At 31.2% G+C, this 12,675-nt stretch carries 10 protein-coding genes; 4 read left to right on the forward strand and 6 right to left on the reverse strand.

Annotated elements, in window-relative coordinates:
- Positions 1-20: 20 nt before the first annotated feature.
- Positions 21-3,047 (reverse strand): efflux RND transporter permease subunit, encoded by a 3,027-nt coding sequence (locus tag ACFCYN_RS11215; RefSeq protein WP_375949353.1) that lies wholly within the window; start codon positions 3,045-3,047, stop codon positions 21-23.
- Positions 3,048-3,383: 336 nt separating this feature from the next.
- Here ACFCYN_RS11215 and ACFCYN_RS11220 point away from each other — a divergent pair, with 336 nt between their 5' ends.
- The 3 genes from ACFCYN_RS11220 to ACFCYN_RS11230 all read left to right on the forward strand — a co-directional run bounded on the left by ACFCYN_RS11220 (position 3,384) and on the right by ACFCYN_RS11230 (position 7,371).
- Positions 3,384-5,096 carry an ABC transporter ATP-binding protein gene (locus tag ACFCYN_RS11220; protein WP_172447025.1) on the forward strand — a complete coding sequence of 571 codons (1,713 nt, stop codon included), beginning with the start codon at positions 3,384-3,386 and terminating at the stop codon, positions 5,094-5,096.
- A gap of 24 nt (positions 5,097-5,120) precedes the next feature.
- The gene (locus tag ACFCYN_RS11225; protein WP_375949355.1) at positions 5,121-5,870 is read left to right on the forward strand and encodes a class I SAM-dependent methyltransferase; all 750 of its coding nucleotides are present in this window, start codon (positions 5,121-5,123) and stop codon (positions 5,868-5,870) included.
- Between the two features lie 373 nt (positions 5,871-6,243).
- Positions 6,244-7,371, forward strand: a complete 1,128-nt coding sequence (locus ACFCYN_RS11230; RefSeq protein WP_375949357.1) for a hypothetical protein — start codon at positions 6,244-6,246, stop codon at positions 7,369-7,371.
- A gap of 61 nt (positions 7,372-7,432) precedes the next feature.
- On the opposite strand, the gene ACFCYN_RS11235 is transcribed toward ACFCYN_RS11230, so the two are convergent.
- Positions 7,433-8,344, reverse strand: coding sequence for a bifunctional helix-turn-helix transcriptional regulator/GNAT family N-acetyltransferase (locus ACFCYN_RS11235; protein ID WP_172447028.1), 912 nt, complete (start codon positions 8,342-8,344; stop codon positions 7,433-7,435).
- A 185-nt stretch (positions 8,345-8,529) separates the two neighbouring features.
- On the opposite strand from ACFCYN_RS11235, the gene ACFCYN_RS11240 reads away from it, so the two are divergent.
- Complete coding sequence (locus ACFCYN_RS11240) at positions 8,530-9,276, forward strand: TerC family protein (protein ID WP_172447029.1); 747 nt, start codon at positions 8,530-8,532, stop codon at positions 9,274-9,276.
- A gap of 370 nt (positions 9,277-9,646) precedes the next feature.
- Here the strand turns inward: ACFCYN_RS11240 and ACFCYN_RS11245 are convergent, their stop codons facing one another.
- From ACFCYN_RS11245 to ACFCYN_RS11260, 4 genes are all read right to left on the reverse strand, one after another.
- Complete coding sequence (locus ACFCYN_RS11245) at positions 9,647-9,904, reverse strand: hypothetical protein (protein ID WP_172447030.1); 258 nt, start codon at positions 9,902-9,904, stop codon at positions 9,647-9,649.
- Positions 9,905-10,092: 188 nt separating this feature from the next.
- Positions 10,093-10,728 carry a FusB/FusC family EF-G-binding protein gene (locus ACFCYN_RS11250; protein WP_172447031.1) on the reverse strand — a complete coding sequence of 212 codons (636 nt, stop codon included), beginning with the start codon at positions 10,726-10,728 and terminating at the stop codon, positions 10,093-10,095.
- A gap of 148 nt (positions 10,729-10,876) precedes the next feature.
- Positions 10,877-11,140 (reverse strand): CD3324 family protein, encoded by a 264-nt coding sequence (locus ACFCYN_RS11255; protein ID WP_172447032.1) that lies wholly within the window; start codon positions 11,138-11,140, stop codon positions 10,877-10,879.
- A gap of 287 nt (positions 11,141-11,427) precedes the next feature.
- The gene (locus ACFCYN_RS11260) at positions 11,428-12,330 is read right to left on the reverse strand and encodes a LysR family transcriptional regulator (protein ID WP_375949360.1); all 903 of its coding nucleotides are present in this window, start codon (positions 12,328-12,330) and stop codon (positions 11,428-11,430) included.
- Positions 12,331-12,675 lie beyond the last annotated feature (345 nt).

Below are 12,675 nucleotides of genomic sequence, written 5' to 3' on the forward strand. Positions count from 1 at the left end.
CCGAGACTTCCCTTTTTTATTTATAAACTAACTGGTTTATTTGTATCCTTTTGATTGCGTTGTTTTTTAGATTTTCTAAAGTAAAGTAACTCGTATATAACTGGGATTACAATTAGTGTTAATAATGTTGAAACAGTTAATCCGCCAATTACTACTACTGCAAGGCTTTGAGATACGAGGCTGCCGGTTTCAGCTTTTTTGAATAATAGTGGAAGCATTGCGCATATTGTAGCGACTGCAGTCATTAGGATTGGTCGAATTCGAGTGACGGCAGCGTCAACAATTGCTTCACGAAGTATCATTTGTTTTTCTTTTTGTTTTACGCGGTCTAGTAATACGATTGCGTTTGTCACGACAATTCCGATTAACATCAGTGCTCCTAATAAGGCAGTTGGTTCAACAGAAATGCGACTTATGATTAATCCAAGTACAGCTCCAATTGCAGCTAAAGGTAAAGAACATAGGATTGCAATTGGTGCACGGAATGTTTTAAATGTGATAATCATGATTAGGAATACTAATCCAATTGAAACGAGCATGATCATATATAAATCTGAGAAATCTTGTGATTGTTGTGCAAGAGCACCACCAATGTATACATTTACACCATCAGCTAGTTTCATTCCTTTTGATTTTTTGTCTCCAAATATAACTTTATTTAAATCTGCATTAATTTTTGACAGTTTATCAGGTTTTACTTCGGCTGAAATACTTAAATACGTATCACCATCTTTATGATATAGATTAGTAGGCTTTTCAGCTACTTTTAATGCGGCAATTGATGATACTGGAACCATTCCTGTTTTCGTCATTATTGGGATTGATTTAAGATCCTCTGGAGTTTTAGGATTCAAAATTGGTTCAAGATAAACATCAGTCGGTTGCTGATCGATTGTAACTGTGCCAAGTGGAGTTCGATTCAACATAACGAATAACTGTTGTGATAACTGCTCGGCATTACCTTTTGAAGGATCAACCTCTAATGAATAAACAGTCTTTTTATCTTCCTCATTTGTTGTTACTTTTTTAATTCCATCAATATTTTTTATTTTATCTTTAATATTGGTAGCAGTAGCTTCTAAGTCATTTAAATTATTACCGATAATATCAATTGTAATTTGAGTTTGTGCACCGCCAAATAAACTAGAGGCCATCGTATTTAATTCGGCATCGGCATAGTGAGACTTTTGTGTATTGATTTGTTTTACAATCTTGTCAGTAAGCTTTTTATCATCAAGTGTAATTAAAAAGATTGCTTGTGTAGAAGAGCGAACATCTCCATATTTCGCAGCATCAGCCGTACTTCCTAATTGAGTATACACACCTTTTATGCCTTTTTGATTTAAAATGTAATTTTCTAATTTAAGAGTGTTTTCTTTTACTTTTTCAACTGGGGTATCACTAGGATACGTTAAAGTTGTTTGAACAAAGTCTGAAGATGAATTATCGGTCGCGCCTTTTGGCATTGCGAAATAAGTACCGATTGAGCCGACAAATAATAAAAATGAAACAACTACAATGACCAATTTATGATTTAATGACCAAGTAAGAATTTTTTTGTAACGCACTGATGGGTTGTGAGCTTTTAATTTAGCCTTTTTAAGGAAGAATGCACTTAATAATGGTACGACAGTTAGTGCTACAAATAATGATGCTAATAAAGAGTAAGTAATTGTTAAAGCAAATGGAAGCATGAAGTCTTTAAGACCAGTGCTAATGACTCCGATTGGTAAAAATACCGCAACAGTCGTTAAAGTAGAGGCTGTAATTGCACTCCCAACTTCTTTTGTTGCATCAATAATCATTTGAACTGAAAATTTTTCTGATTGAGTTTTTCTAAAAATATTCTCGATTACTACGATACTATCATCAACTAATCGACCAACTGCAACAGCTACTCCACCGAGCGTTAAAACATTGAGCGTAATCCCTGATTGAGCAAGTAAAAATAATGTTAAACATAGCGATAAAGGAATTGAAACAATTGTGATTAGCGTCGAGCGTACATTTCTTAAGAATAGCATGATCACAATTGTAGCAAATAAAGCACCTAGTAAAACCTCTTTAATCATTGCATGTACAGAAGCCTTAACCATATCTGATGTTGCGACCATGACATCTGAATTCATATTTTTATATTTTTTGTTTAAGTGTTTAGTAGCATCTCTAATATCCTTTGTAATACTCACGGCATTGGAATTACTATCCTTCGTTACGATTAATAATAATCCGTCTTTCCCATTGATTCTTGTTAGATTGTTTGAAGGTTTTTGCACTTCAACTGTTGCGATATCAGCTAATTTAACATTTTCTGAGATCATAAGATTTTTTACTTTATCGATATTATCTAAATTCCCAACAACTTTTATATTACTAGTTTTATCATTTATGATTCCTTCTCCAACTGATACGGCAGAATTTTTGCCACGAATGATCCCCATGATTGTTTCTAGGGATATTTTATTTTGTGCGAGCTTTGCATTATCAACTTTTACAGAAACAAATGATTTTTCCGTTCCGTAAGTTTGAACGTCTGCTACACCGTTAATGTCTTTAAAATATGGAATAACTTTTTTGTTTGCGAAATCAATATTATTCGGACTTAAGCCGTCCTCGAACGTGATTGCAACATCTGCGATTGGAATCATTGAAGTGTTTAATTGAACGATTGTAGGTTTACTAACATTTTGAGGTAGTGTGAGATTACTTAAAGATTCTTGGACTTCTTGCTTAGCATCCTTCATATTTGTTCCAGATTCATAGTAGACATCGACTTTTGAAAAACCATTACTTGTACTTGAATAAATATGACTTTTACCTTTTACGCCAGAGACAGCATTTTCGATTGGAGTTGTTACTTGATCCTCCATTGTTTTTGAATCAGTACCTTGGCCCATAACAATGACTGAGACGATTGGTTGGTCTGCAGCAGGTAGAAATTCCATTGGAAGCTTATTATAGCTGAGCACTCCAATTAACAAGATGAGAACGGATAGAAAGGTAATGGCGGCTTTATTATTAAAGGCCCATTTTGTAAACCAAGACATCAAACTTATCCCCCTTTTATGGTAAAATTATCCAGTAACACACAAGTTGAATCGTAACATACTAAACTTGAAAATTAAATACATTTTATTTAGAATTTACAAAATATTTAAAAGCATAGTTCGACAATTCATTTGGTATGAGGAGTACATACTTTACTAAAATATGAGACAATTTGTCTTTTATACTTTCGATTGAAAATTTTAAAACTCATTTTATAAAAATATTGTTTATTTAAATGGAAAATTCAGAAATAATAGCACACTTATAGTACATGTGGTAAGGTATAAACATCTGACGAACTAGATTATTCAATCGAATTGAGGTGCTGTATTTTTATGATTAAACGTTTTTTTAGTTATTATCGTCCACATAAAAAGCTATTTTATATAGACTTTTTCTGTGCACTATTAGTAGGATTAATGGAGCTTGGATTTCCTTTAGCAGTATCTTGGTTTATTGATACTCTGCTACCAGAAGGGAACTGGAGCAAAATTATTTCAGTAAGTATCGGACTTTTACTACTTTATTTAATGAGCTCTGGTATGCAATTTGTAGTAAATTACTGGGGGCACAAACTTGGTATTAATATTGAAACAGATATGCGTCGTGAGTTATTTAATCATGTCCAACGTCAATCATTCCGTTTCTTTGACAATACAAAGACTGGTCATATAATGAGCCGTATTACAAATGATTTAATGGATATTGGAGAATTAGCACACCATGGTCCAGAGGATTTATTTATTGCAATTATGACCTTCATTGGGGCATTTTGGATCATGCTAACAATTAATGTGAAGCTTGCATTAGTAGCCATCATTATCGTGCCATTTTTAGTTTGGTTAATTTCATACTCAAACATGAAAATGAATAATTCATGGAGTAAAATGTATGGGAATATTGCGAATGTAAACTCGCAAGTTGAAGATAGTGTTTCAGGTGTAAGAGTCGTTCAATCATTTACAAATGAACAATATGAAATGAAACGATTTAATAAAAATAATCAATACTTCCGCAAAACAAAATTAAAAGCTTATAAAGTAATGAGCATGAATTTACTAGGAATCTATGTATCTACTCGATTAATGACACTTGTTATTTTAGTTTTTGGAGCATGGTTAAGTTTTACGAAAATTTTATCTTATGGAGAATTAGTAGCGTTTATTTTATATTTAAATGTTTTATTTAAACCAATTGATAAGATTAGTGCTTTACTTGAACTATATCCAAAAGGTATGGCGGGCTTTAAACGATTTACGGAATTAATTGATAATGCGCCAGATATTGTAAATACAAAAGATGCAATTGAAGTCGTTAATCTAAGAGGAGATATTAAGTTCAAAAATGTTACTTTTGGTTATGAAAACAAACGTACAATTTTAAATGATTTATCCTTCTCAATTGAGGCCGGCAATACAATCGCTTTCGTAGGTCCTTCAGGCGCAGGGAAAACAACAATTTGTTCATTAATTCCAAGATTTTATGATGTTTTAAATGGTGCTATCACAATTGATGGAATCGATCTTAGAAATATGACGAAAGAATCATTACGAAAAAATATAGGAATCGTTCAGCAAGATGTCTTTTTATTTACTGGTACATTAAAAGAAAATATTGCTTACGGTAAGCTAAATGCATCTAATGAGGAGATTGAAGAAGCAGCAAGAAAAGCTCATCTAACAGATTTAATCGCTTCATTGCCAGATGGTTATGAAACTCAAATTGGTGAGAGAGGATTAAAGCTTTCAGGAGGACAAAAGCAGCGCTTAGCAATCGCTAGAATGTTTTTGAAAAATCCGCCAATCCTAATACTAGATGAAGCAACATCAGCATTAGATACAGAGACAGAGGCAATCATCCAAGAAGCTTTGAATGACTTATCAAAAGATCGTACAACGTTAGTAATCGCTCATAGATTAGGCACAATTAAAAAAGCAGATCGAATTTTAGTAATAACAGAAGAAGGTATTGCTGAAGATGGTACTCATAAAGAACTACTATCACAGGAAGATGGAATTTTTGCTAAGCTTCATGCTCATCAAATTTAACATTTTTAAAGAAGGTGTTTTGTATTGATTGAAAATTTTACTGGTAAAGCAGATTTATATTCGAAGCATAGACCGAGTTATCCGAAAGAATATATCAATAATTTACTCTCTGAAAATCAATTAAGTGAGAGTAGTGTCATTGCAGACATTGGTTCAGGGACAGGTATTTTAACTAAACTTTTACTTGAAAAAAAGTTACATGTTATAGCAATTGAACCGAATGATGATATGCGGAGAAACGCAGAGAAGGCTCTGAATAAATACGAAAAATATAAGTCAATTAATGCAGCAGCTGAAAATACTTCATTACAAAATAATAGTGTTGATTTAATAACAGTAGGACAAGCATTTCACTGGTTTGATAAAGAAAAATTCAAATTAGAATGCAAACGCGTTTTAAAAGAGAGTTCACAAGTCTCTCTAGTTTGGAATAGCAAAGACTTATCAAGCCCAATAATGATTGAATTGCAGGAGATTTGCAAAGAAACTTGTCCTAAGTTTAACGGCTTTAGTGGTGGAATAGAAGATACACCAGATGTTTATGGACAATTTTTTAAAGATGGTATTTTTGAAATAAAAGTTTATAAAAATGATTTTGAAATGGATTTAGAAGGATTTTTAGGTAGGAACATGTCATCTTCCTTTTCTCCATTACGTGGGGAAAAAGAATATGAGACATATAGAAGTGCACTAGGCAATTTATTTAATAAGTATAGTTTAAATGGTAAAATCGTTTATCCTTATATTACTAAAAGTTATTTAGGGCATGTGTAAATCTAACAAAGGGGCAACGTATATTTTTGCGTTGCCTCTTTATTGTACATTTTGTCATAATAAGTATTAAGTTTAAACTTAAGAGGATGCCACTAAAATTAAGAGAAAGCCATGAGCTATCAAACTACTAGTAATAAAGAAAAAGATTTACAACAAATACTTTCTGATCTAAAAAAAACAGGAATTAATTACAATTATTCTAGATTTAGCAGAAGAAAATGAAGATATAGAGCAATGTTTATTATATAAGTACTCAACGAATGAAGATGTAATAGCGGGTAGTAAAAAAATAATTAAGGAATATATCAATCAAGCTAAATATCGCGGGTTTATTCCATGGAATAAATTAAACTATGCACTTCAAGGTGTATATATGACGTTAGATAAAGCGAGACAAATGCTATTAGAAGAGGAACCTGATTTAGCCATTTCATTAAGCTTAATTATTCTTCCAGAAGTGATAAAAATGTTGAATTATAGTGATGATTCTGGGGGCTACATAAGTCCCGTTATCTCTAAAAGTTTAGATATTATAGAAGATACAGCTTATTTTGTAAGTCACTTAGATGAAAGCGAGCAAGTGACTTTTTTTGAGAAGATTTTAAAAGAGGCCAAGCATGCACGTTATGATGATTGGTCTGAGTGGAGATTTAGATTGTTAGAGTGCTGCATCCATTTTTGTAGCATAAAAAAAGTAAGAAATAAATTGGAAAATCTACTTGAAAAACTGCTAATTGAATTAAAAGGAAGTTCATGGAGTGTAAACTACAATAAAGAGAATATAAAATTACTTCAATATCAAATTATTGAACGATTTGATGGAATAGAACAAGCAATGCAGTTCGTTAATAAAAATGTAAAGTTAAGTAAATTTAGAGAAATAGCTATTGAGCATTTAATTCAATCAGACAATTATTTAGAGGTATTGAGACTTTGTGAGGAAGGTATTATTGAAGATCAAGAATTGCGTGGACTAGTTAAGCAATGGAGACAATTTCAATTAGTTGCTTACGAAAATCTTAAAAATAAAATGAAACAATCTGAGTTACTTTTAGAATTTATTTATGATAACGAATTTGTGTATTATTCAAAGTTAAAAATACTTTATCAACGAGATGAATGGCCTGGCATTTTAGAAGGGATTTTAGCTGAATTTGAAAAGCAAAGCTATATTCCTACTACCTATGTAGATATCCTAATTGAGGAAAAGATGAGTAAGAAGTTATTACAATATTGTAGAATGTATATTTCATCTGTAAAACAGCTATACCCTCATTTAGTTGAAGAGTATTTAGAAGAAACAAGGGTCTTATTTGAAAGGTCTATTGTAGTTGAAGCAGAACAAGCAACCGACCGAAAAATGTATAAACAGGTTTGTAAAACGATCGTACAATTTAATAAAATTTTTGGTGGTGAATATGCTTCTAATATAATTAGTAACATGAAACAAAAATACGTTAAAAAACCAGCATTTATTGATGAACTAGGTAAATTAAAATAATAAAATGGATAAGAAGGTCACGATCATTAGTTAAAATATCGGGACCTTCTTTTTATTGTATTTATGAAAGGGCCAAATCCCATCTTTCTTCAATTAACTCCGATCCAATCCACTCGAAATTAGGTTTTTCTTCAGTTAAAGTAAAACCATATTTTTTATAAAGATATCTGGCTGCCCCTAGAGTACTAACCGTCCATAAAAAGACATGTTCAAATTGATTTTCTTTACAAAAGTTTAGTGCCGTCTCGATTAATTTTTTACCAATTCCTAGGCCTTGGAACCTTTCATCTAATACAAACCATCTAAGTTGTGCAACGGACTCATTTGCCTTCGTAATAGCGATTGACCCAACGATTTCACCATTCACCTCTGCAACCCAAAGTTCACCGCCCTCGGAGTTCATTAGAAATTCACTTAAACCTTTCATTACATAATATTCAAATACTCGTCCAAATTGGAAAGTTGTACTATAAATTTTTCCATGTATATAAGCGACATACCCAACATCTCCAGGAATAAATGGTCGAACTGATACTTCAGTGCTATTTGAATTGGTTAATGAGAAAATAGATTCAATTGTTTCCATTGATAATACTAATTCCTTTATTTGATCGTGAGAAAAGCTTTTAATCATTTTTTCAACCCCGATGTTCGCGTCCTCAACTAATTTACAGTAGATGTCCTTCCCTTTATTAGTTAGGTGAAGAGAATATTGACGCTTATCTTCTGGTGATTGAATTTTTTCGATAATGTTCTCGTCTTCAAATCGTTGAGTTATTCGACTTAAGTAGCCACGGTCAATGCCTAGTTTCCCGATAATATCGGAAGCGGTACATCCACTGTTTTCATTAATTTCAGTAATGATTCTTGCTTCAGTTAACGGAAATGGATGATTGTAAATTTCTTGATCAATTTTCCCTAATACATTTGCATAATGCCTGTTAAACTTTCGTATTTTTTCAATATAGTTCATCTATTACCACTCCTAATATTCTGAAATTTTAGATTTATTATAACTATAATAGTTGACTCAGTCAACTAATTAGAATGACAAACAATAAAATTGTACTAGAATATTCAAAAATTTGGATAAAGAAAATACAAAAATGAGAATATAATTAAAAAGAGGTTAAAAGTAAATTAAAACAGGGGGAACGTATGGAACTATCTCTTTTACTAGAGTATGGATGGGTATTACTGATATTAATTTTATTAGAAGGTTTATTATCGGCTGATAATGCATTAGTGCTAGCCGTTATGGCAAAGCATTTACCCGAACAACAACAAAAGAAAGCTATAAATATTGGTTTACTATTAGCGTTTATATTTAGAATCGGTGCCATTTTCATTATTTCATTTCTTTTTGATGTATGGCAGGTTCAAGCGATCGGAGCAGCCTATTTAATTTTCATTGCATTAAAGCATTTATTGAAAAAGCACGACAATGATAAAGGGAAAAAAGGGAAAAGCTTTGCAATGACAGTCGCTCAAATATCATTAGCAGATATTGCATTTGCCATTGATTCAATACTAGCAGCAGTAGCCCTAGTTATTGACCTACCTAATACTAATATGAGTAATATAGGCGGAATGGATGGCGCTAAATTTATCGTCATTATCATTGGAGCAATAGCAGGATTAATCGTAATACGATTCGCTGCAGGTATATTTGTAAAGCTACTCACAACACGCCCAAGTCTAGAAACAGCGGCTATGCTTCTAGTTGGTTGGGTAGGGGTTAAACTACTAATGCATACCCTAGCACATCCTTCACTACACATTATTTCACATCACTTTGTTGAAGGCCCAATTTGGAATACAATCTTCTGGACAGTAATGCTTCTAATTGCTCTAGGTGGATGGTTTTTCTCTAAAAAGAAATCACCCGACGTAAACGCAGAATAAAAAAATAAATGAAAGACGATGTCCCAAAAGTATAACTTTTAGGACATTTGTTTTTTACTTTAAGAAAGTATTTATTGTAGAGGGAAGAAAAGTCGATGTAGATTCCAAATTTAAATCCAAATTAAATTTAGGAATATGTAAATAAGAAGCGAGAGAGTGAAGTCAGTTGATGATTTCTTAGGTAAATTCAATCTAAAAGAAATCACAGAACCAACTATCTTTGGTTTTTTAGTATGTATGAAAAAAGAGTGGGCTTAATGAAAAAACGACAAAAATAAAAAACATCGCTAAAATACCCCCAACCTACTTTAGTAGAGAGCAGTTTCTGATAAGTATAATTTTATTTAATTTCTCAATGTATGAAATGAATTTAAACGTTAGCGTTTTTTATTTGATCAACTTCACTAAGTAATGCTTCTAAATGCTTTAAAATTGTTCTAGCTATTTGATGTTCATTATTTTGTTCTAAGTGTTCTTTAGCAACTTTAGATAATTCAGCGTAGTCATGATGTTTACTTTGGTTATGATTGTCAGTAGTTTCTGCAAAGTTGAATGTATTGCTAAGTTTAACGCTTATTTCATTGTGTAGACTTTTCAGCGTTTCAATCATTTCATTCGTTTCAGTCATTCTTTTTAATCTCCATTTCGTTTAGTAAATTTCATAGTTAGTATTTACATGTTATCGGTTAAGAATGAATAGTTTTTAATTTTTCACAGAATCTTTAATTTAAATAAGGGCTATCTATTTGTCAGTTATCCCGATTTTTTGACAGCCCATTTAGTTATTGTTTTATTATTCTCTTGCACTAATAATTCCTATTTAACTAAAGCAATAAAATCATGTAGTTTATCTAAGGAAGTAATATTTTGATTGCATTTTTGACTATCTTTGCAAATATAATTTCCTCTTTGAGTGAAAGTACCTTCAATTTTTCCTTTAGTTTTTGTCATAAATAAACCTAAGTCTTCAAATTTATTACAAATCGTGCAATTTCCTTTTTTATTAATAGGATTAAAAGTACCTTGTAAACCGATTAATTTTTGATTTAAATAAGTTACAATGAATTTTGAATTTGATCCTAGATCGTCCCATCCAATATACGTAGTTTGTAGTAAATCGAAGTTTTTTAGGATTGGAAGTTTCAGTTTTTTAGCTTTTGGAAATAGTTTTTTTATGGATTGCTCTGATACTTCTTTAAAAGGAATTACATATGGTAGTAATTGTCTTAATAATACTTCTGCCTGTTCGGATTTTTTAATTGTGTCAATTTGTATGAACAGTTGTTGTTGCTCTTTTGTAAGGTCAGTAAATAAACCTAGCGCTTTATCGCTGACTAGGGAATGTAGAGCGTTTAAAACAGCTCTGTCATTTACTGATGCGTGCCCGTTTGTAAGGACTTGAAGCTGTTGTTTAATAAAATTGTATTGTTCCGTTCGAATAAAAGGTTCCATTTATATCACTCCTAATTTAGGAAAGTTCAATTTAGACTTAACATCTATTAATTTACAACAAATTAATGGATTTATATATGCTGAGTTTAGGTAATAAACAAAGTAGCCATAAAAAAACACTGACCATAGCTAGTCAGTGTCAGTTTATCTATTTAGTATATACAATTTTTTTGATTGTTTCGATTGAGAGGAAATATTCTTTAGCTAATTGTTCAATTGGTTGACCAGTTTTAAATGATTTTTTGATTGCATTATTTCGATCGTCAATTAGCTTTCTTGTACCTGAACGCGAGCCCCATTTTTTTGGAACCTTTTCAGATTTTGGAATATAAAGAGTTTCTCCCTGTACGTATTTTTGTATTTCCGATAATAATTTCTCTGGTAAAATCGCAGTTGCTTTTATATATGCCATCTTTGATAAGCCCCTTATTCTTATTAGTTAAATAAGGTGCAAAGCCATCAAATTAGAACTGCTTACTTGGGCGATTAGTTAAAACCTACCCATGCAAAGTATCGCCTTTCTAAATCTAGGCTTTGCATGGGATGCTGATTTATCTGACAAATTAACAGTGTTTGTCATAATCGATCACCTCCTAAAAGTAATTATAAATGAATTTTATTTTGATTGCATTGTTGATATGAATAATTTGAAAAAGGAATAAAACCTTCCACTATATGGACTGTAATTATTCCTTTAAATTATTTATTTAGTTGAAATAACATGTGTTTAATAATTTCTCTTGATGAACTAGATAATCCATTTTCTTGAGAAAAAATGGCCCATACATCCTGATATATGTAATCTGATTCATCAGTATAAGTTATTGGGATTACTTTTAGTTCATCAGTACGAAATGTAGGATAGTTTTTTACTGTAAATTCATGGATAAATGAAAATGCAGTGCTTTCTTTAACGACATTTAACAGTAATCTAGGATTATTCGTAGTCAAAATTGCATGATTAGACAAGCTTTTTGAGAATTTTTTTACTATGCTATTTTTTGTATTTTTTAAGATTACTATTTTCTCATTATTTAGATCTGCCGGTGTAACATATTCATAATTGTATAGATTAGAATTTTTTCCTACTACAATTCCAATTCTTGCTTTATTAATTAACTTTTTTCCCAGTTTTGGATATTTAGCTAATTCTTCCTTATCGATCGGTAAGAAGCCAACATCATTACGATCAGGATTAAAATTCTTTAGTAATTGCTCTGGGAGCATTTCTTCTACATCAATTGAGATTTGAGGATTTTCTAGATTGAAGTTAGTCACTGCTTCTTGAAATATATCAAAAAATGCAGTTGCTGCTATTATTTTTAATTGTTTTTCTTTTTTTATATTTAAATTGCAAAGTTCATCATTTAACTGCTTAATATTCGATAAAATATTTATTGCCTTCGTTATAACAATATTACCTTCAGGTGTTGGAGTAGTTCCTATTCTTGAACGATTAAATATTGTTATATTTAATTCCCTTTCCAGTTGTGAAATAGATTGGCTAATGGCTGATGTAGAAATAAATAATTTTTCGGCAGCCTTTGAGATCGATTTTTCACTTGCTACATAAACAATATACTCTAATTGTTCAAAATTCATAGTAAGCTCCTAATTGTATAAAATTCTAATAACGTAATAACCTAAGACCAATAAAACTTAAAGACAGTGGATATCGTTGGTAAATATTTTATTTCAATAATTTTAGAGAGGTTATAAAATTATCTTGCGTACAGTATGAAGGAACACTTAACATTAGAAAACAGTTTAATGATACACTTTATTCACTGGAAAATGTTGTGAAAAGTAAAATTTGTATTATTAAAATAATTCTTAATTTTTTATTGTATTAATTACTTCATGAATAGTAAGAGGTTTAGACGTTATAAAGTAATTTTTTTCTCGGAGAAAATTATAGTAATAAATAAATTTCGGTATATATTCATC

Source organism: Gottfriedia sp. NPDC056225, assembly GCF_042267765.1.
Classification (GTDB): domain Bacteria; phylum Bacillota; class Bacilli; order Bacillales; family Bacillaceae_G; genus Gottfriedia.

What these genes read in the sequence shown, in the direction of transcription:
- ACFCYN_RS11215 (WP_375949353.1), bottom strand. Translation starts at nt 3,047, where the DNA reads ATGTCTTGGTTTACAAAATGGGCCTTTAATAATAAAGCCGCCATTACC.
- ACFCYN_RS11220 (WP_172447025.1), top strand. Translation starts at nt 3,384, where the DNA reads ATGATTAAACGTTTTTTTAGTTATTATCGTCCACATAAAAAGCTATTT.
- ACFCYN_RS11230 (WP_375949357.1), top strand. Translation starts at nt 6,244, where the DNA reads ATGACGTTAGATAAAGCGAGACAAATGCTATTAGAAGAGGAACCTGAT.
- ACFCYN_RS11235 (WP_172447028.1), bottom strand. Translation starts at nt 8,344, where the DNA reads ATGAACTATATTGAAAAAATACGAAAGTTTAACAGGCATTATGCAAAT.
- ACFCYN_RS11240 (WP_172447029.1), top strand. Translation starts at nt 8,530, where the DNA reads ATGGAACTATCTCTTTTACTAGAGTATGGATGGGTATTACTGATATTA.
- ACFCYN_RS11245 (WP_172447030.1), bottom strand. Translation starts at nt 9,904, where the DNA reads ATGACTGAAACGAATGAAATGATTGAAACGCTGAAAAGTCTACACAAT.
- ACFCYN_RS11250 (WP_172447031.1), bottom strand. Translation starts at nt 10,728, where the DNA reads ATGGAACCTTTTATTCGAACGGAACAATACAATTTTATTAAACAACAG.
- ACFCYN_RS11255 (WP_172447032.1), bottom strand. Translation starts at nt 11,140, where the DNA reads ATGGCATATATAAAAGCAACTGCGATTTTACCAGAGAAATTATTATCG.
- ACFCYN_RS11260 (WP_375949360.1), bottom strand. Translation starts at nt 12,330, where the DNA reads ATGAATTTTGAACAATTAGAGTATATTGTTTATGTAGCAAGTGAAAAA.